The organism is Rheinheimera gaetbuli, from assembly GCF_054781935.1.
In genome coordinates, this window is record NZ_BAAGTL010000008.1 from 167,367 (window position 1) to 191,960 (window position 24,594).

General features: G+C 46.8%; 21 protein-coding genes. 10 read left to right on the plus strand and 11 right to left on the minus strand.

All coding sequences use genetic code 11. From position 1 onward, the window contains the following. Positions 1 to 73: 73 nt before the first annotated feature. Positions 74 to 1,903: an alpha-amylase C-terminal beta-sheet domain-containing protein gene (locus ACYVIC_RS07680; RefSeq protein ID WP_460858764.1), complete on the plus strand. Its 1,830-nt coding sequence runs from the start codon at positions 74 to 76 to the stop codon at positions 1,901 to 1,903. 67 nt (positions 1,904 to 1,970) lie between these two features. On the opposite strand, the gene ACYVIC_RS07685 is transcribed toward ACYVIC_RS07680, so the two are convergent. Beyond that, a complete protein-coding gene (locus ACYVIC_RS07685) occupies positions 1,971 to 2,315 on the minus strand; it encodes an endonuclease (RefSeq protein WP_460859713.1) in 345 nt (114 codons plus the stop codon). A gap of 276 nt (positions 2,316 to 2,591) precedes the next feature. Here ACYVIC_RS07685 and ACYVIC_RS07690 point away from each other — a divergent pair, with 276 nt between their 5' ends. Together ACYVIC_RS07690 and ACYVIC_RS07695 are read left to right on the plus strand one after the other, a co-directional pair. Further along, a complete protein-coding gene (locus tag ACYVIC_RS07690; RefSeq protein WP_460858766.1) occupies positions 2,592 to 3,122 on the plus strand; it encodes a hypothetical protein in 531 nt (176 codons plus the stop codon). Further along, positions 3,106 to 3,438, plus strand: a complete 333-nt coding sequence (locus ACYVIC_RS07695; RefSeq protein ID WP_460858767.1) for a hypothetical protein — start codon at positions 3,106 to 3,108, stop codon at positions 3,436 to 3,438. Before ACYVIC_RS07690 ends, ACYVIC_RS07695 begins: the two co-directional genes overlap by 17 nt. A gap of 288 nt (positions 3,439 to 3,726) precedes the next feature. Here ACYVIC_RS07695 and ACYVIC_RS07700 read toward each other — a convergent pair whose 3' ends face one another. The 4 genes from ACYVIC_RS07700 to ACYVIC_RS07715 all read right to left on the minus strand — a co-directional run bounded on the left by ACYVIC_RS07700 (position 3,727) and on the right by ACYVIC_RS07715 (position 9,221). Next, on the minus strand, positions 3,727 to 4,467 hold the full coding sequence (locus ACYVIC_RS07700) for an endonuclease (protein WP_460858769.1): 741 nt from the start codon (positions 4,465 to 4,467) through the stop codon (positions 3,727 to 3,729). Between the two features lie 68 nt (positions 4,468 to 4,535). After that, positions 4,536 to 5,036 (minus strand): Mpo1 family 2-hydroxy fatty acid dioxygenase, encoded by a 501-nt coding sequence (locus ACYVIC_RS07705; RefSeq protein ID WP_460858771.1) that lies wholly within the window; start codon positions 5,034 to 5,036, stop codon positions 4,536 to 4,538. Positions 5,037 to 5,173: 137 nt separating this feature from the next. Continuing rightward, positions 5,174 to 8,377, minus strand: a complete 3,204-nt coding sequence (locus ACYVIC_RS07710; protein ID WP_460858773.1) for a DEAD/DEAH box helicase — start codon at positions 8,375 to 8,377, stop codon at positions 5,174 to 5,176. Between the two features lie 91 nt (positions 8,378 to 8,468). Next, positions 8,469 to 9,221: a DUF4097 family beta strand repeat-containing protein gene (locus ACYVIC_RS07715; RefSeq protein ID WP_460858774.1), complete on the minus strand. Its 753-nt coding sequence runs from the start codon at positions 9,219 to 9,221 to the stop codon at positions 8,469 to 8,471. A gap of 288 nt (positions 9,222 to 9,509) precedes the next feature. Between ACYVIC_RS07715 and ACYVIC_RS07720 the strand changes: the two genes are divergently transcribed. Beyond that, positions 9,510 to 10,067, plus strand: a complete 558-nt coding sequence (locus ACYVIC_RS07720) for an SRPBCC family protein (RefSeq protein ID WP_460858776.1) — start codon at positions 9,510 to 9,512, stop codon at positions 10,065 to 10,067. Between the two features lie 5 nt (positions 10,068 to 10,072). Here ACYVIC_RS07720 and ACYVIC_RS07725 read toward each other — a convergent pair whose 3' ends face one another. Genes ACYVIC_RS07725 through ACYVIC_RS07735 form a run of 3 tightly spaced genes read right to left on the minus strand, consistent with a single transcriptional unit; the run spans position 10,073 to position 14,785 of the window. Further along, positions 10,073 to 11,716: a FimV/HubP family polar landmark protein gene (locus ACYVIC_RS07725; protein ID WP_460858778.1), complete on the minus strand. Its 1,644-nt coding sequence runs from the start codon at positions 11,714 to 11,716 to the stop codon at positions 10,073 to 10,075. Beyond that, positions 11,713 to 12,498 (minus strand): outer membrane lipoprotein-sorting protein, encoded by a 786-nt coding sequence (locus ACYVIC_RS07730; protein WP_460858780.1) that lies wholly within the window; start codon positions 12,496 to 12,498, stop codon positions 11,713 to 11,715. The genes ACYVIC_RS07725 and ACYVIC_RS07730 overlap by 4 nt, the downstream gene beginning before the upstream one ends. Continuing rightward, on the minus strand, positions 12,491 to 14,785 hold the full coding sequence (locus tag ACYVIC_RS07735) for an efflux RND transporter permease subunit (protein WP_460858782.1): 2,295 nt from the start codon (positions 14,783 to 14,785) through the stop codon (positions 12,491 to 12,493). Before ACYVIC_RS07735 ends, ACYVIC_RS07730 begins: the two co-directional genes overlap by 8 nt. A 208-nt stretch (positions 14,786 to 14,993) precedes the next feature. Between ACYVIC_RS07735 and ACYVIC_RS07740 the strand changes: the two genes are divergently transcribed. The 4 genes from ACYVIC_RS07740 (at position 14,994) to ACYVIC_RS07755 (ending at position 20,001) form a co-directional block, all read left to right on the plus strand. Next, on the plus strand, positions 14,994 to 15,854 hold the full coding sequence (locus tag ACYVIC_RS07740; protein WP_460858784.1) for a YifB family Mg chelatase-like AAA ATPase: 861 nt from the start codon (positions 14,994 to 14,996) through the stop codon (positions 15,852 to 15,854). A gap of 420 nt (positions 15,855 to 16,274) precedes the next feature. Then, entirely contained in the window at positions 16,275 to 18,047 is a 1,773-nt protein-coding gene (locus tag ACYVIC_RS07745; RefSeq protein ID WP_460858786.1) for a hypothetical protein, read from the plus strand. Positions 18,048 to 18,058: 11 nt separating this feature from the next. After that, positions 18,059 to 19,048, plus strand: a complete 990-nt coding sequence (locus ACYVIC_RS07750; protein WP_460858787.1) for a thymidylate synthase — start codon at positions 18,059 to 18,061, stop codon at positions 19,046 to 19,048. Beyond that, positions 19,045 to 20,001 carry an alpha-glutamyl/putrescinyl thymine pyrophosphorylase clade 3 protein gene (locus ACYVIC_RS07755; RefSeq protein ID WP_460858789.1) on the plus strand — a complete coding sequence of 319 codons (957 nt, stop codon included), beginning with the start codon at positions 19,045 to 19,047 and terminating at the stop codon, positions 19,999 to 20,001. Before ACYVIC_RS07750 ends, ACYVIC_RS07755 begins: the two co-directional genes overlap by 4 nt. A 51-nt stretch (positions 20,002 to 20,052) precedes the next feature. Here ACYVIC_RS07755 and ACYVIC_RS07760 read toward each other — a convergent pair whose 3' ends face one another. From ACYVIC_RS07760 to ACYVIC_RS07770, 3 genes are all read right to left on the minus strand, one after another. Next, positions 20,053 to 21,138 (minus strand): ImmA/IrrE family metallo-endopeptidase, encoded by a 1,086-nt coding sequence (locus ACYVIC_RS07760; RefSeq protein ID WP_460858790.1) that lies wholly within the window; start codon positions 21,136 to 21,138, stop codon positions 20,053 to 20,055. Positions 21,139 to 21,705: 567 nt separating this feature from the next. After that, positions 21,706 to 22,740, minus strand: coding sequence for a DUF6685 family protein (locus ACYVIC_RS07765; RefSeq protein WP_460858792.1), 1,035 nt, complete (start codon positions 22,738 to 22,740; stop codon positions 21,706 to 21,708). Between the two features lie 150 nt (positions 22,741 to 22,890). Then, positions 22,891 to 23,130 carry a hypothetical protein gene (locus ACYVIC_RS07770; protein ID WP_460858794.1) on the minus strand — a complete coding sequence of 80 codons (240 nt, stop codon included), beginning with the start codon at positions 23,128 to 23,130 and terminating at the stop codon, positions 22,891 to 22,893. A 119-nt stretch (positions 23,131 to 23,249) separates the two neighbouring features. Between ACYVIC_RS07770 and ACYVIC_RS07775 the strand changes: the two genes are divergently transcribed. Together ACYVIC_RS07775 and ACYVIC_RS07780 are read left to right on the plus strand one after the other, a co-directional pair. Further along, entirely contained in the window at positions 23,250 to 23,969 is a 720-nt protein-coding gene (locus ACYVIC_RS07775) for an AHH domain-containing protein (RefSeq protein WP_460858795.1), read from the plus strand. Further along, complete coding sequence (locus tag ACYVIC_RS07780; protein WP_460858797.1) at positions 23,969 to 24,562, plus strand: hypothetical protein; 594 nt, start codon at positions 23,969 to 23,971, stop codon at positions 24,560 to 24,562. The genes ACYVIC_RS07775 and ACYVIC_RS07780 overlap by 1 nt, the downstream gene beginning before the upstream one ends. Positions 24,563 to 24,594 lie beyond the last annotated feature (32 nt).

Below are 24,594 nucleotides of genomic sequence, written 5' to 3' on the forward strand. Positions count from 1 at the left end.
TGCTCGGGGGAGCATGCAAAGTCTGCTGTCTGGCTGCGGCGTACTTTCAACATAAAATAACAAAGGTAGAAATATGCAACGAGTTAACTCAACCTGCCGCTATGCTTTAGCTGCACTGGCGTTTTGCTGCACATCCGGCGTGCACAGCAGTGAGCAGCAACACAGTAGCGATGCTGTTATGTTACAAGGATTTCATTGGCATTCCCATCAAACCGATTGGTACAACACAATGCAGGCCAATGCGCTTAGCATTAAGCAATTAGGAATAAGCCATGTGTGGTTTCCGCCGCCGTCAGATGCAGCTGCGCCTCAGGGGTATTTGCCACGCCAGCTAAATAACCTTAATTCAGCTTATGGCAGTGCAGCACAGTTGCAGGCCGCTACGTCGGCGTTGGCACAGCAGGGCGTTAAAGCTGTCGCAGATATTGTGGTAAACCATCGGGTGGGCAGCACCAACTGGGCCGATTTTACCAACCCAACGTGGGGATCTTGGGCAATCACACGTGATGATGAATGGGGTCAAGGCGCAGGCAACTGGGATAGTGGCGACGGTTATCATGCCGCCCGCGATCTGGACCATAGTAACCCTACTGTTCAGGCAGATATTATCAATTGGATAAATAACGTACTTAAACCAGCAGGTTTTAGTGGTATTAGGTTTGATTATTCTAAGGGTTATAGTGCGTTTTATACTGGTTTATATGCCAGAGCCACCGAAGCGGATTTTTGTGTTGGCGAAGTGTGGACTGATTTGAATTATGACAATGTAGATGCTCATCGCCAACAGTTGGCTGATTTTGTCAGCGGAACTAATGGTGATTGCGGAGTGTTCGATTTTACCACTAAGGGTTTGTTAAATCGGGCATTGAATGCCAACCAATATTGGCGGTTGAGCAACAACTATCAGCCGGCAGGAGGCATCGGCTGGTGGCCGCAAAAAATGGTAACCTTTGTAGATAACCATGACACCGGCCCATCCGAAAGCTGTGGCGATGGCCAAAACCACTGGCCGGTAGCGTGTAACAAGGTGATGGAGGGCTATGCCTATATCCTAAGTCATCCGGGAATCCCTTCTGTGTACTGGGCTCATGTCTACAATTGGAATTTATATCAGCCAATAAAAGCGTTAATAGACTTGCGCCGTGAACTTAACATTCGCTCTGATGCCCGTGTTGCGGTGCAAGTGGCTGATGCCAGTCGTTATGCTGCAATTATTGAAAACCGGCTGGCAGTAAAAATTGGCCCCGGGGACTGGCAGCCTGGTGCTGGCTGGACCCTGGTAATCAGTGGAAACGGTTATGCGCTGTGGAAAACGTCGGTGCCGGAGCAAGCCGACTGGCAGAGAACTGTCGTCTTTGTCTATGGGGTTACCGCTGCTGGCCAGGATATGTTTATCCGTGGTGGTATTGATCACAATTATGCTGCTGCGAATCTGGGACGAAGCTGCACCGCAAGCAATTATCAGTGCGCACTGCCGATCAGGCACAATAACCTGAGTAACCCCACCACCGCCCCCTGGAAGCAAAATGATCAGTACTTGGACTGGTATGGCAGCGAAAGCGGCCAGAGTAGCGCCGCTTTGGGCTCGGCAGCCGACTGGACAACAAATTTTTGGCCGGCCAGTTGGGGTACTAAACGCACAGTAGCGCAAGATGGTTATGGCGAAGAGTCGCTAAATCAGTATGGCGAGCATTATTGGATGCTGGATGTGGAAATGGACTGCAGTCGCAGTGCCAAGGGCTGGTTTGAACTGAAAACCTTTATCAGTAATGGTCCTGGTTGGGAGGCTGACATTATCCAGCCAGGTGCGCCCTATGCTAGTGGCAATCATTTTGCCCAATGTGGCAAACTTAATGTGTTCCGCCGCGGCGAAGCGCAGCCAGTAACGATAACCAATTTGTAATTGACGAAAAACACTGCCTGTATATCGTTCGGGCAGTGTTGCATTAATTGGGTTTGGTTATTGTAAATTATTTGCCAACAGCCAGCCCATACCCCGTTGGCCGGTAGCCCAGGTTCCACTCGCGCACGCCGCTAACAAAGGGGTTGTCATGGCCCATATGTTGCTGGATGCGCTGGTTTAGCTCGCGCTCTTGCTCGGTTACCGGGTCTTGTTTGTGCCAGGCAATAAGCAACTGTTGCTGGGCGCGCGACAGGTTAAGGTTGTATTTGTCGGCCATATAAAAATATATCCGCGCTATATCACCACGCACATTAGGTGCCGGTTCAAACACCTGTTGCTTAAAGTCGACCTTTACCGGGCAGGCGCCATGTTGAGCAGGTGTAGACGGTAGTACACCAAAGCGATTAACAATTGGATCTGACCCTCAGCATTCCACCAAAGCGATTAACAATTGGATCTGACCCTCAGCATTTGTGACCCTCAGCATTTGACCCTCAGCATTCTGATTGGATCTGACCCTCAGCATTCTGACCCTCAGCATTCTGACCCTCAGCATTCTCAGCATTCATGCTTTTAAAGGTGGTTTCAAGACAGGATTAGCAATTGGCTTTTCATTGGAGTGGTAATTTATTGATGAATAATAGTTAAATTATGGTTATCATCACTGCTTTTTAGCAGGGAGTTATGTATGAAAAAACTATCTGTGCTGATGCTGATTGGCAGTTTAACGGCTTGTGCTGCGCAAGCTACCACGACATTGTCGTTTAGCGCTGATTTTAAAATCGCTTTGCCGTCGTCGGTATTTGCTGGCGCTACGGTGTTTGTCGCCGACGAGCTGTCAGTCAAAACGGCGTCCGGCCAGTTGTTTTCCGGCAAAGTGCTGTCGGCTGAGTCTGAGCAGCTGCCTGCCGGCTTTGATATGCAGTTATATCCGCAATATGTGCTGAAGCTCAAAGCTGTCAGTGGCTTAAGCTCTCAAAACACGCAGTTGTTTAGTAATACAGCAGACGAGATTAACTACAGCTTCAATTTATCTGATGTAAGCACCGAACAACTGCAGGGATGGACGCTGTACAGCTTATGCAAAGCGCAGCGCTGTCTGGCGTATGTGGTGAAACACAAAGCATCAGAATACATTTTGACAGTTCACGCCAATGGCATGAGCAAAATGGAATTCACCGGTTTAGTAAAAGGAGGTTTATATGTTGAAAAGTCATGAGAAAGATCGCTTACACGACATCATTGTCGCCATGATTGGTGAAGACAGTTCTATAAAAGCTTACAAAAGTGGCTTTAATGAAAATACAGTTGCCGTCGTTGAAGAGATGATCAACGCCAATGTTAAATGTAACGCCAATATGAAGCAGCTGATTTCTGATTTGCTTGGCGCATCAGGCACCTTCGCCAAGGGCTGGCTTAAGAAGGCACTTGCTACGGCGAAGCAAAACTTGTCGATATCGGAACTGAAAGGCTATGGATGTTTGGTTGCAGTAAAATCACGCTGGAAAACTGCGATTATCAACAGCACTATTTAGTCCTAGATCAGATAACGCGGCCATATAATTACTGGTCGCCGTTTAATGTTGTTCTGACCCAGATAACCAGGTTGGTAACAGCTTATTCAATGGATTCAAACCCGCAAGTTGCGCTGCGCAGCCCCCGCGAGTTTCAAAATTGAATCCAGTTAGGCTGGTAGCTGTCAGTAAATCAAGTATTTTAGATTGGGAGCAGTGTGGGGCAGTTAACGTCTGGTACCCGCAAGAGGTTGCTAAAAAACTCCGACATTATACTGGCGGGTCTGTGCGGCGGTTTTATAAGCCAATTTACTGGCTGGCTTGTAAACCATACCCCGTTGGCCGGTAGCCCAGGTTCCACTCGCGCACGCCGCTAACAAAGGGGTTGTCGTGACCCATATGCTGTTGAATGCGCTGGTTTAGCTCGCGCTCTTGCTCGGTTACCGGGTCTTGTTTGTGCCAGGCAATAAGCAACTGTTGCTGGGCACGCGACAGGTTAAGGTTGTATTTGTCGGCCATATAAAAATATATCCGCGCTATATCACCACGCACATTAGGTGCCGGTTCAAACACCTGTTGCTTAAAGTCGACCTTTACCGGGCAGGCGCCATGTTGAGCAGGTGTAGAGGGTAGTACACCAAAGCGATAGTTGCTGCGGTCGCCGTTAACCTCGCCAATGGCGGGTACCAGGTTGTATAAATCGGCTTCCATGGCGCGAAATACACTGTCGGTTTTTACGCAATTTTTGCGGCCGCCGTCTTGCCAGCACTGGCGTTGGTGGCCAAAGTGATGCGCTGGCATAACGTGTTCCCACTCTATCCGGCTGGCGCGCGGGCCGTTTTTTCGTACCTGATAACCGCAACCAGTTAAATCGGGGATGCCTTTTTTACCTTGCCAGCGAATATCGCAGTCGCAATAAAAGCTTTTTGCCTCTGGCGCATGAATGCGCTGGGCCAGGCGCTTAGCCTGGTCAAAGTTGGTTGGTGCTGCAAAGCTAAGGCTGGACAACAGCAGCAGTAAGCTGCTAACAACAATCAAAAAATACTGCATTCACTACCACTTACTTCAGTGATTATTTTACGGCTCAGCGTACGTAGTCGGGCTGAACAATGGTTTACTTAATGTGTTTTTCCGGCCACTTGCTCGATGTCTTGCTGCAGCTGTTTGCGTAAACCGAGTAAAAACCCCAGTTCGGCCATAATAAACAATGGTCCTATTAACAAACCGACCAAATCATCGACAAAAGCCGGCTTTTTACCCTCGAAATAATGGCCGACAAACTGCAAAACCCAGCCGATAACGAACAAAGCCGCAGAGCCACCCAGCCAGATCAGATCTGACTGCTCGGTGAGCTTGGCCGCTATGGTCAGACAGCCGCCGCTAAATAGCAGCATAACCACACCAAAACGCAGATCGAGGCGAAAATAAAACAAGGCTGAGGCGATAAAGAGTATTAAGCTTGGTGTTACGTTGATACCGGCAACGCTAAATAGTGGCCACCAAAGCAAACCAAAAATAGCGATAACGATTAACGGAATACCAATATAGTGCGTCAGTATATTACGCTGGTCTCGGTGATAGCGCGCATATTGGCTCAGGTGTTCGGTAAGTGTTTTCATTGTGGTGGCACCAGTAGCTTTAGTCTTATGTAAGTAAGCACTAAGCCTAAAGGTGCTGTTACCAGTGGTCAATGAGACAAATTGTTATAAAAGTAACCAAGGTGTTTGCATTGTAATTAACTGCAGCGCTGACTATGCTAGTCGGCGCTAAACAAGTTAAGTAGGTCTTCAGCTTTGCCCTGCCACGGCTGGCCTTTGCCACCGGCAAATAACTGGTCGGCCAACTGACGTTTATGTTGTTGCAGCAACTGAACTTTTTGCTCCACAGTATTGGCGGCGATTAGTTTATAGACAAACACGGCTTTATGTTGGCCGATGCGGTGAGCACGGTCCGTTGCCTGGGCTTCAGCTGCAGGGTTCCACCACGGATCGTAGTGAATTACTGTGTCGGCGGCAGTGAGATTTAGCCCTGTGCCACCGGCTTTTAAGCTGATTAAAAATACCCGGGTTTCACCATTTTGAAACGCATCTATTTGCTGCTGGCGGTGCTTGGTTTGGCCGGTGAGTTTGCTGTAGCTGATGCCCAATGCAGTTAGTTCATCTTCTATCAAAGTCAGCATACTGGCGAACTGGCTGAACAGCAGAATATTGCGGCCCTCTTCCAGCATGTCGGGCAGGGTGTCGCGCAGCCACTGTAGTTTGGCATTGCTTTGCACCGAACGGGCGTGCTCTACCGGCACTAAACGCGCGTCGCAGCATGCCTGGCGTAGCTTAAGCAAGGCATCCAAAAACTGGATTTGGCTGGCCGCTACTCCTTTTTGCACAAACATCTCACGGACCTTGGTTTCCATCACCAGGCGGATACTTTCGTACAGGTTGCGCTGGTCGCTCTCCAGCTCGAGTAGTTGCACCATTTCGGTTTTGTCCGGCAGCTCGCTGGCAACCTGCGCTTTAGTACGGCGTAGCATAAAGGGTGCAATTCGTGCTTTTAACGCGTGAGCGCGCTCGGTATCGCCATGTTTTTCAATCGGTTTGCGATACACCTGGTTAAAATGATTGTCGTTACCAAGCAGGCCGGGCAAGACAAAATCGAAAATAGATTTTAGTTCGCCCAAGTGGTTTTCCAGCGGCGTGCCTGACAACGCCAGTTTAACGTCAGCTTTTAACATCCTTACGGCTTTAGCCGCCAGGCTGCCGGCATTTTTAATATGCTGAGCTTCATCCAGAATAACCGCACTCAGTTGTTGGCTTTGATAGTATTTGTAGTCACGCACCACCAGCGGATAACTGGTAACAATAACATCGTAATCTGCCAGCTCATTGAATAACGGCTGGCGTTTGTTACCATGAATTTGCAGTACCCGTAGCTGTGGCGTAAAGCGGGCGGCCTCGGCCAACCAGTTACCCAGTAAGCTGGTTGGGCAGACAATTAATACCGGATGTAAAAAGCGGCCGCTTTGCTTTTGCCATAGCATCAGGCTTAAAGTTTGCAGCGTTTTACCCAGGCCCATATCGTCGGCCAGGATGCCACCCAGACCATATTCTGCCAGAAAGTTTAACCAGCTTAGGCCCTGCAATTGATAAGGCCGCAGCTGCGCTTGCAGGCCATCGGGAATGCTGCTTGGTGTGATGCCGTTGAAGTCGCGCAACTGGCTGCTTAATCGCTGGGCGCGTTGGGCGTTTAAGTATTGAATATCTTTGCTGGACTCACCGGGTAACAAGGCCGCCTTGTAAGCGGGCAGATCGATACTGAACTGCGGTTTGTTCGGGTTTAGCAGCTCAATAATGGTATCAATAAAGGGTTGGATCAGGCTGGCATTTAACGCCAGTTTGCCTTGCGGCAGTGACAGCCAGATTGGTTTGTCCGCGTCGGGCAGGCCATACTGGCGCAACCACTGGCTGATCAGTGGCAACAAGGGTATCTGATTGCCATCAATGTCTACCTGTATCGCCAAAGCAAAGCCGCCGCCGGCGTTATCCTGTACCTGCAGATACGGGTTACCGCTTAAAATATCCAGATTAAAGTTGTCGTCGCGGGCGACATGCCAGCCCCGGGCGATTAAATCGGGCACGGCATCCAGTAGCGGTTGCCACAACAACGGATTGTCCGGCCCTTCAGCGGTGGCAAAGGCACTGTGTTGCTGATATGGCTCGGGCAAGGCAGGCAGTTGCACCAGCTCAAAGTGCAGCAGTTGTTCGACGGCTGTTGTTTCTGCGGCCCGATCGCGGCGGATAAACAGCTGTTGGCCATTAAGGTTAAGCTCGGTTTGAGCGGTAAATAAATCCAGCGGCAGCAAATGATTTTGATACTGAAATTGCAGTAATGCAGTTGGCTCGCTGCGGCCTTTTGCCTTGTGCGCCAGCATTTTAAGTTGCAGCACAGGCCGTGGCGCTGCGGTAATGTGCTTAATGCCTTCTACTTTGGGCAGAGGCAGACTGGTTTGGCTGAATAGTTGCTGCAAGCGGCTTAACGTAGGCGCCAAAGCTTGTTTGGGTACCGGTGGTATTTTGTTCAGCAGTTTTAGTTGGGCGGCGCTAAGCACGGTATCCAGTTCACCTATTTGATGGTAACTGGTATCCAGATAGCAAGGTGGGTCTGTGTAAACCAGTTCAAAGTCGCAGTCGTTATCATCCAGTTGCCAGCACAGCTGCTGCCCGGCAGCGGTTTCCTGCCAGTAAAATTGCAAAGGCCGGCGTGGGCCGCGCTCAACGCTAAAACGTGATTCAGAAAAAAAGCACCGGCCACTGCCGAGTAATTGTTGCAGTAACTGATAGCCCCATTCGCCTTCCAGTAGCGGCAAGTCGCGTAGGTTTTGCGCGCGAAAATAGCTTAGTAACCGGTAATCCTGTTCGTCAATCCAGGGCGGCATTACCGGGCTAACCAGGTCATACTTGCCTATCGCCACGCCTTTGGTATAGCCGCCTTTTTTGCTCTCGCGTACGCGGCGGGCGCTAAGTTGTAAACCTGCCTGGCCATAAGACAGCAAATACAGCACCACATCTTTAACATCGACGGGCGGGGCCAGTTGTTGTTCGGCCTGTTCAAACCACTGGTTTAGCTGGCGCACCGGTTGTTGCTCCAGTTTTAGCCTATCTTGCTGATAATCACGCTGCAGGCGTAACAGCACGGCCAGCACATGTTTACAGTTGGCACCCACCGGGCAGGTACAACGATTTTGCAACTGCCAGCCGGTGTCGCTGTGCTTCAGCTGAATAAATTGCCGATAAGGCGTAAACGCCGCGCCCCAGACCTGGGCGCTGATATCCGACAAGTCACTGTTGTATTCCAGTTTTACTACCTTGCCGGCTTGCATGTATGCCTGGGCGCGGTGAAAGGTTGCGCTGTCGAACCAGAACTCCAGCTGATGCTGGGTAAGCGGAAATACGGTATCGGTAGTCATAACGCCTGAATGTTTTGCACAAAGGCGTAATGCTACCGCAGTTTTGTCTTAAGCCAAATGCACTGGCGTAAAATAAAGCAAAACAGTGCCGTTAATCGTTAATCTTTACCGGGCCATTAATGGCATTTAGCGTTAATCCGCCAGAGCCACTATCGATAATCGTCAGGCCACCGGCACCGTCTACGATAATATCGCCGGAACCATCATCAATGGTAACGATACCAGCTACGTCTCTGACCACGATATCACCTGAGCCATCGTCAATAGTGACATCGCCTTTTACGTTGCGGGCTTCCAGGTTACCGGAACCGTCGTCAACGATCAGGTTGCCATTAACTTGTTCAATAAACAGATTGCCGGAGCCGTCCTCCACTTGGACATTGGCGCCGCCATGGATACGCAGGTCACCTGAACCGTCTTTTACTTGCAAGTTGCCGGTTAAACCACGGATATCGGTATCGCCTGAGCCATCGTCCAATGTTAAACCAAAGTGCTGCGGTACTTTAACCAATACGTCGATATAAGGGCTGTTGCCGTTGTAAAAGCCCTTATCAAAACCGGCTTCCAACACAGCACTTTTGCCGCGTGTTGTCAGGTTCAGGCGAATATCTTCGGCCTTGTAGTAGTAAATATTGGCAACCATTTCCACTTCATTGCGCCCGGCTTCGCCGATGATATCCAGTTTTCCGGCGCCGGTTTCTGCAATAAGTTGCTGTAAAGTCCCGGCGCTAACGGTCAGCTTGCGTTCTTCATGTTGTAAGTCTCCGGCGTGGCCGTTGCCCACATAAATAACGCAGCCACTGAGTAAAGTGGCGGTGGCTATGTTAAGAATAAAGGTTTTCATACTAGGTCCTTCTGATCTATGGTTTGTTATTGTCTGGCACAGTGCAAGCAAAAATGATGCCTTGTTTTATTTGCTTAATATTCAATTGCTTATGTTGTTTTGCTTGCCGCTTAGGTTGGCATGAAAAGCCAATGTTTGGCGAATTTGGCGATACTGCGATGGTGTAATGTCAGCTGTAGTTTAACCGGCTGGAGTGTTAATAAAAAGCCAGCTATGTTTAAGCGGAAAAATAATGTGCTACAAGCGCCAGCGGGGTGTTGTGAACGCATAACAATAAGGATATTCACTATGATAAAAAAACTACTGCTGGCAATTGTTGTGCTGCTTGCCATACCGCTGATTACTGCGTTGTTTGTAAAGCAGGAGTATAAAGTAGTAACCCAGATAGTCATTCAACAGCCAGCGCAGCTGGTGTTTGACTATATCCGTTTTCTTAATAATCAGGACAACTTTAGCGTTTGGGCGGCGATGGACCCGAATATGCAAAAGTCATATCGTGGCGTAGACGGCACTGTGGGGTTTGTCTCTGCCTGGCATAGTGACAACCCTGATGTGGGCGTGGGTGAACAGCAAATAACAGCAATAACTGAAGCACAACGAATAGACTTTGAACTGCGCTTTTATCAGCCATCCACCGCAGTATCTCCGATTTATATGACCACAGAAGCGCTAACGGAGCAACAAACGCGGGTAACATGGGGCTTTGCCGGCCATATGCCTTATCCGATGAATCTGATGTTACTGGTTACGGATGTTGAGAGCATCATCGCTGCAGATTTACAACAAGGACTGCAGAACCTTAAATTGATCCTTGAGCTGCCTGTCACTGAGGCTGAGCAGCGATAAGCTGGTCAGAAATAATAATCCAGACTCAGCTGCAGGTAGTCATCATTACGGATAGCATAAGCAGGTTCTGTGGGCCGTTCGCTGTGAAAAAACCAGGCATCCAGGCGCAGGCGCAAACTGTTGGATAAGCGCATAGAGGCTTCCAGTTTGCCGCTTTGGCTGCCGCTGTGATCTAAATCTTGCAACAGCCCCAACAGTATTTCGCTGCCAGCAGCATCGTTGGCGACAAAGCGGCCTCCGATAAAAACATCATTTTGCCCTGGCGCAGTGGCCTGGGAGCCCCGGCTATCGTATTGATACTCTGCAATCCAGCCTAAATCCCAGTTTGAGTCAAATAAGCCGACCCAGGTATATTCGAAACCAGCGGTGGCGGCGACAAAGTCTTGTTGCCGGGTTTTACGGTAGATGCTTTCCAGCTTCCATAGCCAGCTGCCACTGATCCAGAGGCTATCAATGCCCAGTTGTTGCATCTGCAGGTAAACCGGTTGCAACAACCCTGCAGCGGTCAGGTTATACAGTGGCTCGCGGTTGTTGCCCTCAAAATAGCTTAACCCCAAGTCAACGGCACCAAACTGTTGGCTGTAACGCAGGGCGAAATCGAGATTTTTATCTTGTTGGCCAGACTCATACTGCGGATTATTGCTGTCAACTAACAAGGCTGGCCGTAAGCGTCCGTCAGGCCCGGCTTGTGGCCGTTCGCGAAAGTAGGGCAACACATATAAGCTCAGGCTGCCACCCGCACCGTGCAGATTCCAGTTCAGCATGGGCTGGCCCAGCTTGGTCTCGGCGTCAATATTCGCCAGCGTATCGGTTTGGTTGATTACATCAACCAGATGCTGAGACTCGGTTACACCCCAAAATACGATATCGACGCCGGCCTTAATATCAAAACCGTCGCCAACGTACTGCCAGTATGCCTGGCGTAAATCTAACAGGCTGCGCTTCGGATCGCGAACATCCCAACGTGCATAGGGTTTTAAGCTAAGTTGATGCCGGCGATCAGCGCTTTGCCAATACCAGTCTGCGCTAAGTGCAGCACTGCTGTAGTGCTTGCTCTGGCCTTGTGCACCATCGGCACTATAGTAGCGTTGCTGTAACTCAAACGTATAGTCAGCCTGGATATCCTGATACCAGGGGGCTGGTGTTATTTTTTGAGGCTCAGCGGCTGGTAAATCATATGTTTGGGCTGGGGTATTTTTGGCTGGCGTTTGCGCAGTTACATCTGTCCTGATGTGGTGCTCGCCGGTTTGGGTAGGGAGTATTGTGCGCAAGCCGGTAACTTCTTCACGGTGTAGCTGAGCCGTCGCAGATGGTGCCGAACGGGCTAACGCCTGATTGTACCATTGCCGGGCCTTAGCCTCAGGGGTTTGTAGCATAACGCTGCGTGGCGGAACCTGTAATTGGCTGCCACTGGTTAACTGGTGTAGTGAGAGCGCCTGATGCAATGCCGGATTGGCTTGCCACAGTGCATAAATGACCTGCACTACAGCAACATCGTTATCAGGCCGAACCCGGTTGGCTATACGCCATAACGTTTCGCCCGGCGCGACGATAATATTACTGCCGCCGGGCGCTGCCCGGGCAGGCAGGTTTGCAGTGAGAAACGCGGCAAACAGCAGCAGCGTAAACACTGAAGGCAATTGCTTCACCGTGCCCGCTCCAAAGCAGCGACATCAAAATCTGCTTCGACTCGGCCAGTACCAAAACGGATAGATTGCAGCATCAGATCAGTGCTTTTACCTGTCTGGTGGTTAAGCATCGTCATCCGGTGTGGCCGCCAAAACTTGTCCAAATATTGCTGATAATCATGCAGCGTTAGGGTTTTTAATAAACTGCCTTTGCGATCATAGTAGTCGACCTTTTGCAGTCGGTAGTGTTGTTGGTCTATCCAGACATGCGTGGTGCTGTAGCCCGAGAAATTATCGGTTGGTATTTGCTCTATTACAAAGCAAAGTTCACCGTTCACGCTTTCATCGCGCAGGTAGTTAAAAGAAAACTTCTCCAGTTCGAACGAGGTCATATCCTCGTAGGCAAATTCACTTGCCATAAAAGGGCCGGATTTATTGCGGCTGGCAATACGCCGCGTACGTTTTAAGCTGGGTAAATACAGCCACTGATCATCCTCTGCTGTTGGATGTGAATGACTAAGAAACGCCGAGCCACGGATATCGCGAGGTTCGTCAAAAATGGTCAGTGCTTTGTCACCATCGTTTTGCATTTCATAGGTTAAGGTGCGCATTCGTCTTTCGCTTTGTTGGCCTCCAGCGTTGCGTAAAATCATTAGCAGCTCGCTTTCGCTGTCGCCCCAGCCACGATCGCGCTGTTTAAACTCTTCGGCTATTTGTCGGCCTTTGGTGACATCATCTGCCAGCACTGGCAGCGCCATCCAGACAAAACAAAAAATGCTGACAGTGCTAAACAATCTAAACATGGCTTTTCTCCGTTGTTTTATCAAAGCGCAGTAAACAGGCTGGTAGCAGCAGAAAATCAATAACAAGCGCTATTACAATAATCAGTGCAGTAAGCATACCCATATCTGAATTTAGCCGGAAACCGGAAAACATCAGTACGGCAAAACCGATGCATAATACGGCTGTGGTGATCCATAACGCCCTGCCGACACTGCTAAAAGCATAACGCACAGCGGCTTCGCTGTCGCGGCCCTCTTGTCGGGCATACTGATACTTGCTAAGAAAGTGCACGGTGTCATCGACAATGATACCCAAGCTCATACCGGCTACTACCGATAAAGCCAAATTAATTTCTCCGCTGATCAAGCCCCAGATACCAAAGCCTATTATGGCAGGCACCAGATTAGGAATGACACTGATTAACCCCAGACGCCAGGACTTAAGACTGAACACCAGCAATAATGAGATCAGCAGCAAAGCAACGGGTAGCGTTTGCAGCATTGAGGCCATATTACGCTCGCCAATATGGGCAAACATTAGCGCAGCGCTGGCTGCGGTTACCTGATATTGCGGGTGGTTGTCGCTCATGTACCGCAATGCTCGCTGCTCCAGTGCTGTTAGCTGTTTGCTGCCCAAATTTTGTAATGTAATGCTGATGCGGGTAGCGCTCTTATCAATATTCAACTGGTTGTTCAGATCGAGGCCAAACGGCAGTGACATTTCGTACATCAGCAAAAACTGCGCCGCCTGTTCACTGCTATCGGGCAATCGGTAGTAAGCGGGGTCATCCCCATGCATATTTTTATTCAGCCGTTTTACCACGTCGGTAATACTGTTGACGTGGGTGACTTCAGGCTGGGACAGTAACCATTGGCTGAAGTCAGCTACGGCACGCAAAAAATCTGGCTGACTGACGGCGTTACTGTCATTGCCTGCGACGGCAAAATCGATCAGCGTGAAGCCGCTGAGGTTTTGTTCAAGAAAGTCGTTCGACTGGCGGAATTCTGTGCTATCGGCAAAGTACTTAATTGCTTCATCGTTTACTTTATTCAAGCTTATTAAAGCCGCGCACAACAGGACGACACCACTGAGCAGTGGCAGCAAAACACGCTGGTAACGTATTACCCAATCCGCCAGTGCTGTCATACTACGATCATCAGTATTTACTGCAGCGGAGGCTTTTAGCGGTAAGGCAAGCAAGAGCACTGGCAACAGCAGTAAGCTGTAAAAACAAGCCAGCATTACTCCTACGGCAGTCATATTTCCCAAGTCCCGCAATATTGGTACTTCGGAAAAATTCAGCGTTAAAAAACCAATGGCGGTAGTTATACTGGTGATCAGTACAGGTTTAACATTCCGTTGCAGGCTGTACTGCAGCGCCTGTATTTTGCTATCACCGCGACGCAGCGCAAACTGAGCAGATGCAATTACATGCACCGAATCTGCTACAGCCAACGTCATCAAAATGGTTGGGACATTCACGGTAGCGGTACTCAGAAAAATACCTGCCCAGCCAGCCAGACCCAGCGCAGAGGTGACAGACACTACGATAATCACCAGTGTTGCCACTGAGGCAGTTACCGAGCGCAACAACAAGGCAAGCATCAGCAAAATGGCAATAAACATGATGGGAACCAGCTGTTTGGCATCTTGCTCTGCCTCGCTGGCGAACGCCTGATTCATGGCTATTACACCGGTTATATGGAAGTCTACCTCGGGGTAGTTTGTAGTAAGGGTATCAATTTGCTGGCGCACGTATTGCCAGACATCCAGCACTTCTTGTTGCTGATTTTTTTCCGGTAACTGTACGGTAATGTTGATCGCGGCTACCGCTCCATCAGGTGCTACCAGGCGATTCACCAGCACCGGTTCTTGCAGCGCAATCTGTTTTATACGCTCAATTGACGGTGGCGTCAGTGTGGCAGGGTCAAACAGCAAATCGGCCACCAGTAAATCGTCTTCTGCTGCTTCGGTGTGTTGGTAGTTTGTCAGCGAGTCTACCCGGGTCACATAGGGGGTGTACCAGGCTGCGTCAGTTAGCTGGTGTATCAGCGTTAATACCTCATTACTGAACACCTTGCCATCGCGTGGCGCTATACCAATCAACAAGTTATCGCTTTTGTTAAAGTTGTATTGCATCTGTTCAAACGCCAGTAACTGGGGGTTGTCCGGCGAGAAAAAGATGCGGTAGTCACCGCGAAAATACAGCTTTTGCATGCCCAGACTGCATAATAGGATCAGCATCAGACAACAAAATGCAGCTGACTTGGGGTAGCGTAAGCTAAGGGCAAAACCTGAAGCGGTCATTTATCCTCCGGAGCATGGCGATGTATTTGCCTGGCCAGAGGCCAGCTGCAATCCAGCATCAAGCTTAGCATAAGCTTTTGTTTCCGTGTGCTATTACATTGCAGGCAGCGACGGCAAAGTTTTAGTGGTAAAAATACGTTTAACTTGCATTTTTTTTACATGTGGGCAAATATTAGTTATCTTTTTGGTTTGTGCACAGGAGACAGGGATGTCACTGGCCGTTGTGTTTAGTCGTGCTCGTCATGGTTTAGAAGCGCCGTTGGTGACTGTTGAAGTTCATATTAGCAATGGCCTGCCAGCTTTTCAGTTGGTCGGCCTGCCGGAAACCTCGGTTAAAGAATCACGCGACCGCGTGCGCAGTGCCATGGTTAACAGCGGTTTTGCCTTTCCGGATCGCAAAATTACCGTGAATTTAGCCCCTGCCGATTTACCCAAAGAGGGCGGCCGTTTCGACCTGCCCATAGCCTTGGGTATTATTGTTGCCTCCGGCCAACTGGCAGAAAAAAGTTTGCAGGGTTATGAGTTTTGCGGCGAATTGGCATTGTCCGGAGAGATCCGCAGTATAGTCGGTGAAATTCCGGTAGCCATTGCCTGCCGTGATGCGGGGCGTGAAGTGGTGCTGCCGATGTTAAATGCTCAGCAAGCGCAGCAGGTACCGAAGGTAGCAGTGCACGGTGCGGAGCATTTACTGCAGGTACACAGCTTTTTACTGGCGCAACAGGCATTACCGGCAATACCTGCACTGCCGGTACGTGAACAGCAGCAGTTACCGGATTTAGCCGATGTTAAAGGGCAGGCACATGCCAAACGGGTGTTAGAAATTGCCGCCGCCGGTGAGCATAACCTGTTAATGTTGGGGCCTGCCGGCACGGGTAAGTCAATGCTGGCGCAGCGTTTACCTGGCATAATGCCGCCGCTAACCGAGCAGGAAGCGTTGGCCACCGCCGCTATATATTCTATTGCCGGGCTTAAACGAAATTTAACGGATTGGCAGCAAAGGCCTTTTCGCAGCCCGCATCATACCAGTTCAGCCGTAGCTTTGGTCGGCGGTGGCTGTCACTTTCAGTAATATCTGAGAACTAATCAATAATTATTGAGAACAAAACTATCAATTTTGGACTCACTTTCGTTGAGTTTCTGTGGATCTAAGGCAGTAACGATCAGATATTCCCCGGGAATAGTGGGCTATTTTGCTATCTAGTAGCCAATTCTCGAAATAGTAAGAGAACATCTGCAAAGCAAAAAATTTCTATTCAAATTACCTGCCAAGTAAAGCTTCTTACAAATGCGCGCTTCCTGACCTTCATCAAGCAGCTGAAGTTGGGTTTAGTCAATAAATAAGACTTCAAAATTATTGAATGCTTGCATTCAACTATCTGCTTTGTATTAAAACTGTGGATATGATCCTGCCAAAATTTAACACTTTCAGAAATACTTGATAATCTGCTAGGATGTTTTGCAACATAACATTCTTAGGAACGGACGGTTGTTGACCAATTTTTTGTATGAGCGTTACACCGGTAAAATGGAATTTGTTCCGGGTACGGATGTGATAAAAGGTCGATGTGTAGTATGTGCTCACGAGCATGTTAAGCCAGCCAAGGCATCGAACGGGGGAAGGTTAACATCACCGAAAGCACTCGTTATTCTTAGAAATATTCGAGATGACAATATTTTAACTTCTCTTCATCATGTGGAGGTAAAAATTACGTTTTTACCTCTACTAAGGATCGGGACGGTTATAGAGAATGGATACTGTATAGGCTATAGTGAAAGCCTAGTGTCACTCAAAACTGAACTCAATCAGAACCCTGGATATTGGAGACACGTTACCAAAGCTGACTATCTTGACGGTTTCAACTCAAACTATCCTGTTCGAAAACAGAATGACAGTCGCTATATCGAATTCACACATCAAGACGGATACAAGGTACTCATACCGTGTCTGACATACTTTAGTTCGTGTTATGGATTCTCTGCCGAATTGAAACGTATCCTTGCAACTTACGATTGGTCTGAAGTTTGTCGTCGTATATGTGGTCCAATTGACGGTCACGAACATTCAGGCAAGCTTGTTGTTCACTTACCTAAAAAACTTTCAGATAACGATGCTACTTTTGTTGCTCATGCGCTGTACGACAGAGTTGCTCAGCGAGCAGCTAAGGGTATTTATTCTCAAATCCAAACAGCCTTTGATAGCAAGGTAATCACGCCGGTTTTTTTAGAAGTCGCTCCTTGGTTTACTGGAGAAATGCAAGTTGAGCTCAAAGGTGTCTGGATATTAAAGAATGTTTTTTTAGGGTTAGCATTTGAAGGTATATCGGAACCTGATGGTGAAAGAATACTTTTAGGCAGAGCTAACAGTAGCCTTACCGAAAAAAAAGGCGATGGTCCACCCACGGCCTGGAAGAATGCTTTAGTACCAAAGAAAAACCTACCATTGGTAGTGATCAAAAGTGAGTATGACCCAGCTCCAGACGAGCCCTCAATTGAAATTGTTGAGCCTAGACTCCGGATACTGGGAGAGCGTCGGGCAAAAACAAAAATCATATTAAAAGAATCAAAGTCTTCCTCAGGAACGAAGTTGGACAAACCTTCATCAGGTATAGGAACTTCTGGCGAACGGCAGCCTGGCGATAATAAAATCGGCCCAATTAATCAAATACCCAATCTAGAGTTTAAAAAAGGTGGAACCTTATTAGGCATGTGGCAGGCCTCACGGGTACTACATTTGAGGCATCCCCAAATCATACGAAATGTTCGATGCTATCTGATGGAGGAGAAGTACCGTTCTAGTGATGAGCCACTGCTCATTTCGCTGAATGGTTACACGGACGCAGAAAAAGCATTCTTGAATGAGGATCAGCAGCGATGGATATACTCGAGTTACTCACAACGTAAAGTGCGAGGGCTCTTGGTTATTCAGTTTGACCTCCCAGGAATTAGTTACGTTATAGTAGAGGTGGAACGTAAGCATGGGTCATCATTCAATGAAGAACATATCAGAGGGCTGATCTTTGAGAAATCAGCAACAGACGAGTTCGATGACGTCATTAATAAGTTAAAGGCAAGGCTCAGGCTCACTTGCGGAAATATCAATAAGTGCACAGGAATCTTCAAAAAAGCTTTTATTTTCAATCATCCTGCATCGAAATCGCAAGAGCTGAAATGCCAAAAAGCGATAGTTAATGCTTTTAATAAAGTTGGGGTGGATCAGGACTTTATACGGATATTCAAAAGTGGGTTGTCTGAGCCCGAATAAGGAAATAAGCAATGCTCTTAACAGGTGACACGCTGGACGATTTATTAATGGATTTATACGATGCATTGCTAAATTCTGCTTACGAAGAGACGTCTACAAAAGGTAGCTATCTTGAAATTTCCGGGTGCCTTCTAAAACTGACCAACCCATTGGCCAGGCTTAGTCGTTCTGAGACCAAAGGGACCCTTTACAGTTGTTTAGGAGAATTACTCTGGTACCTGGCAGGTACCAATGATTCATCATTTATCACTTATTATATTGATTATTATAAAAACTTCGTGGAAGCTGATAATCGAATTCATGGTGGCTATGGGCCTCGACTGAGTAAAATGCATGGTGAGTTTGATCAAATTGAACAAGTCATAACTATGTTAAGAAACAAGCCTACATCCAGACAGGCTGTTATCCAGCTTTTTGATGCATATGACATTTCACAGCCGTTTAAAGATATACCATGTACTTTGAGTCTTCAGTTTCTTATACGGAACGGAAAGTTGGATATGTTCGTAATGATGCGTTCAAATGACGCTTATAGAGGGCTTCCCCACGATGTGTTTGTATTTACTATGCTTCAAGAGATTATTGCACGGAAGCTGGATATAGAACTTGGTACTTACACCCATTTCGTCACTAGTATGCATTTGTATAAAGACGACAGTATCGTTAAAGCACGCCAATTTATGCAAGAAGGTTTCATGTCCTCTGAAGCTGTTATGCCGCCAATCCCAGCAAAGAATTTTGAGCAGAACATCAACGCTGTGGTTATGCTGGAAAAGGAGATCCGCGAAGGTAACTTTTCCCCGAGCAAAGTAGTAGCGCTTGAGAGTTATTGGGAAGATCTTGTTAATCTTCTTTATATATTTTCGATTAAGAAAAACACCAGCCTTAGTAGAGTGAGACGATTGGAACTGATCTCCGAGATCGAAACAAGCATAAAAAATCCTCAATATATCAAGTACGTTCAGAAAATTAAAAGCGTTTTAAGGAAGAGAACACGATGATAAAAGTTAGAGCGAAGGAACTGAGCGTATACGCTAAATTGAGGAATGGCATAACTAAGTTCCAACAGGAAGAAATGCCTCTTCAAGGGCTTATTTCACCTGTGGAAGAGGAAGTGTTTATAAGGCAGCTAATTGACAGCATCAGGCGGGTTGATTATGTATTTACGCTTCAGCAAAGGTCAATATCTGCACTGAGAATGAATCCGAACTCGTCACTTTTTGACCCTATTCGTGCAGCAATCCACCATAAAGATCATAATTATGACGAAGCTTGCTGGCTTGTTTTTCTCTTTACCCATTTTGGTAAGCCGCAATCCACAGGATGGCGTTTAGTGGCCGATATTTACGGCGCTTTAGGGGATGATGCATATTGGTCATGGGAACGTATAAGAAACGATATCCCTGGGTTTAGAGAGTGGTTTGGGAATGCCAGTTTACAAATGCAAAGGGACGGTATTACCAGGCGATTCGGTAATCATAGAAAATACGAATCCATAAGGTCGAACGCTAATCGCTCATTGGACAAAGTTATTGAAAGCTATGTAACTTGGATTGGATATAGTGGGCAGCATGCAGTTAAGTTTGGCGATCTGACTTACCATTGTTCACACGATCCAAGGCTATCTTTCGAGGCGATATACCAGTCAATGAGATGTGTTCTTTCCTTTGGGCGCACCGCAAGATTTGATTACCTCACAATGTTACGCAAAACAGGACTACTTGATATCGAACCCCCAAAGCTATTTTTAAATGAAGCTACAGGCCCGCTAAGAGGGGCCCGACAACTATTCTACGGAAATATCAATGCAAACGTTGGGGCATCGTCACTGGAAGATAAACTCGAGATACTTTCTAACTTTCTTGAATTAGAAAGATTGACTAAGCAAGTGCTCGAGGATGCGTTATGTAATTGGCAAAAGTCGCCGGCGCACTACCTATACTTTACTGGCTAATCGTAAGATTTAACTCAGTTGCTTCAGTTAGTCACGATAACATTGCTGGTTTTAACTCGCCCATTTGTACTTCTTTTTTAGTTTGTTTAAAGAAGCAAAAGAGATTTTGCCTTTATGCTGAAGCTGACCAACGACAATACCAGGCGAAATACCAATTTTTTTCGCAAATCTTAGAATTTTCCTCCAATCTGAAACTCTTGAGAGCATTAACATCTCTGACATGTGTTCAGTCGGAACTAAAATCTGCTCTGCAAACATGTTCGCTTCATGCTCTTCTTTTTCAGAAGATTTTGTGCCCTCGAGGAATAGACAATCCTTACTATGTAAAAGTAAATGGCCAATCTCATGAAAGACAGTAAACCACAAGTGATCATCTGTCAGATATCTACCACTTAGAACTATCAGAGCTCGGTTAGGTTTTGGGAAAAAAGTTGCACCGCTCGCACTACAACCTTTTGGAGTCTTCACAAATGCCAAAGCAACACCGCTGGATGCAAGCTGCTGTTGCAATCTGGGCATGAATACTTCAGGATCTTCTTCTCTGGTGAGCTTCCTTATTCCAGGTATAGCCTGCCGCAAAGAATCAGAGTTCCATTCTGCACACTTAAGTTTTTCAGTATCTATCTCAGCTTTTCTTAACCAAGTAAGCACTGACATCGGAGTAGAGTCGAATGAACTCGATGTACGGAACGCAACCATATTTTGCTTTGCTGCATAGCTGGCATCCCATTCATTTACACTAGATACTCCGAAGAAAGTTAGGACAGCCTTAAGCTGATCTTTAACAGATGCTCTAGACGGAATAACTCCCCATTTTCTTAAGTCGGTCAGCGGTAAGCTGTTTAACCAACTTTCCTCATCAGCCTGCTTTTGTGTAAGATACTTGAGTGAACTTCGGTAAGTGGATTCTCTACTCAGCCAGAATTCAGCAGAGACTTTAAATAACATTTGCAGGTTTTCAGCGAGCACATCGCAAACAGGTAAATTCCCATTTAACAAAGCTATCGCTTCTCTCTTTGACAGCCCAATACAACTCACCATATCCTCAACTGTGAGTTCCCTTTCGGCTAACAGCTCAGAAATGGTATCTCCGGGCGGCGAGGCCCATTCAGGTTGAAATTCTAGTGTCTGCATCATGCTTTGGCCCTATTCCTATAAGTCGTAGTCTGTAAACATTCACCCAATCTATCATTATGCCGTCCTGAATTAACGGCGGCTTCGGATGACCAACAGCGAATGTCAAACAAGATTCGCTGTCGAAGTCTACAACCAAATATTCTACCTGATTTACTGCAATAATTCGCGGATTACCTAGCGGCAAATCTAAGTAACATCGTGCAGCAATTATGTCTGCCAACCTCGTCCTCAGTTTTAAAGCCGCTACTTCGCCAAATTTTTTAACAGCAGCATCCTTTCGTTCACAGAGACTTCGTAGTTCTTTACTGCTAAAAGATAAATCCAATTCTAGTACTGTTATAAATTCTTGTTAACTAAGTATACTTAATTTAGGGACGTTGGCCACCCATATCAGAAGCGAAGTGGTACTCACAAATTATTAAGCGGCTAAAAAACCAATCTCGAAAATTTTGAAATGCATTTACTTAAATGTAATTGCGATTTAATAATTCTGCAAGTAATTTATATAGTGTCAAATGCGTCTTTTTTTTCAGAATTAATCTTTTGAAACAATATGATACCTTGTATTTAGAATAGCGCATCACGGTGCTTTTTTGTGTAAATGTCACTTTGTCTCATCGGATCACCCAAGTATATTTGTCCTAATTCGTGTGTGTAAGGTGATGTGCAATAATCCAATGTGTTTGACATAAAATTAATAAGGGGAATGATTTTTAGTCGCTCAGCATTACTGCTGTACCAAGTGTCAAAAGTCGCTTTACTCACTTTTAAAGCGGTATAAGGAATGAAAAAAGCCGTATTTTCATGGTTATCAATAGAAATTGGTGACACATAAACCTCAGAAGCAATAACTTGGCGCAATATGGTATATAAATCCTGCCGTTTTGATTCAAGTTTACTGCAGTAGGCATCTCTGTTGGCCACAAACATTGCATACCGCTCTTTTAACGAACTCAGAGGCTCAAGGTCTAGTGAGTAGTTGCGTACCTTGGCCTCTCTTTTATATATTTTGCCTTGGTCAACCATCTGGTAAATGAGCATCGCAGTGTGATGAGAGCCCCCACCTTGATGACCTACGTATCTGTTTATCCAGGCATAGTAATTAACTCGAACAGGTTGTGTGGAGCCGAATGCTTCCCGTTCTACATGTTGTATATTTTTTTCCCAATCAAAGTCGTCTAGTCCGGAAAGTTCCTTGGCAGGGTACATGCCTTTACCCCAACTGGCTAAATCTGCAAACCAGCTTCCGTTTATCTTCGGAAAATGACTTTCACCAAACCCTTTTGAGTGGGTTAAACTTTGCAGCTTAGAAATATCAAAGTCGCTGACAGTATGCTCATTCATTACCACAGTTTTGAGTAGTGCTGCGCTAAGGTCTCTCGGACAATGAGCTTGTCTGCTCTCACACATCTTATTCCACAGAACTAATTTTTTCCCATCAGCAGAGGGGCGGTAGAGTTTAGGAGAATGCAAGTGAATTGAGTCAAGGACGTCTTTGTGCCAAAGCTCACTATTTCTGTATATTCTAGTGGCTTCCTGAAGGCTGCGCCGGATGTGCCAAGCCTTTAGACGCTTTGTTAAATCGTGGATAAAATTCATCATTCAAGGTGTTCATCTGCAAAATATAGCTTAACTACGGCATCCAAATACTCATCTCTTGCAACAGATAAGCGTCTGCTTCGTACCGGTCGACTAAAACAATATTGGATCTTTTTACCGTAAAAGTTAAATACAATCGACAGAAAAGTGGCCTTACGTAACGTTGGTTCTATCCAGCAGCTTTCCTATGGATGTCATTGCTTCACTATAACCTGCATAAGTCTTACCGATCTGATACCACTGATTACAGCGGTATCCTGGAATAAGAGCGATAATGACAGTGGCGCTTTCACCCTTTTTAAACTTAGCTAGAGAAGGTAAGTCATGCCCAGCTTCTTTCCACTCGTTCAGCATTGCAATTGCCTGTTTCTCAGATATTGGTGAATACTCCATATTCAGCCCTTTCAAAGTTAATATTTAGTAAAATTTAGGTGTTTTTATAGTTGATGTAAAGCCGGTATGAATTTAAAATCATTTTAAATTCAGCGAGAGTCGCAGGAGCAATCGTCAGCATGAAGCCGAGCCAACAAAATCAATATGTGAGTTTTCCACGGCCTGTAAGACCTGAAAACCCATCACCGCTTGAGATGATTATTTATCAGTATGAGCTTAAAGCCAGTGAATTTCATAACGGCAGAAACAGCCAGGCTCCAGCTAACGAGACTGCAAAGCAGAAAGCTGACCGCATAGCAAAACGGGATAAAGATTGGCAACATTTGCGTTTGGAGCGTCGTAAAATTGCTGCGCACATTATGTACCAGGAAAATCTGACGGCCTATCGCAAATCAAATGAATCGAAGTCTATTCGAGAACTCGCAACCGAAAACCATCATCCAACAAAAATGTTGGCCAGAAACCTACTTGCCGTAGGAGAGCCTAAACCCACGCCAATCCATGAGGCTCACCATATCATCCCCGGCTCAGGTAAACATCGTAAAGAGCTGGTCATCAGAAGCCGCCTGAATCTGCATGCATTTGGTATTGGTATCAATGACCCGCTTAATGGCATCTGGCTGCGTAACTTTGCCAAGAACACTGCTGATGACTGGGCCACCCCTGAATCACCGGCACACAGGCCAATACATACCTACAATTACGAGACTTGGATCTCATCACAGTTTTCAAACGATAATCTGCCAGAACGTGTATTCTTATCGCGGTTACAGACGGTAAAACGAAAGCTGCGCGAAGGTTCACATCCAGCTGACATCCTCGAAAGGAAAGCCGGCTGATGGAAAATGAATTAATGGAAAAGACAACAACAGTATATCGGCTAAAGCCTGTTGAAAATTCTTATGAAGTCCCCGAGCTGGATTTATTTGGTTTCGCTGACATCCTTGGCGATGACGATTTATCGCTGGTGCGGCGCCAACCCAGAACCAACGAAAGTTTACTGGATAAATGGACGCCCACCAGGTGTGAGCTGGCTTCCGAATACCATCAAGGATTACCGGTACCGGATGTGTCCTTCTGGGGCTCATACTTACTGTTATCGGAAGATGCTTATAACGCTTTTAAAGCCCTATTGGCTGATGCTGGAGAGTTTTTGGCCCTTCAGGTCGGCTATATGCAAATGTACATCTTTGTCCCGCTGCAGTTTGCAAAAGAAGATACCACAAAGACATTGCGTCACTACGAAGACGGGTTTGAGTGTGGCGTTGAAACATTGGTATTTGAGCAGTCTTCATTGGCAGACAAATCAGTATTTAAGTCAGAAATGTATGGTACTCATGGCGTGTTTGTAACGGATAGCTTTAAAGCGATTTACGATAATCACGACTTCACTGGTGTAGAGTTCGATAAAAATTTAGTGGGCATTTTTTAGCGGTAAACGTGAACCATATGGCAATGGCGCCC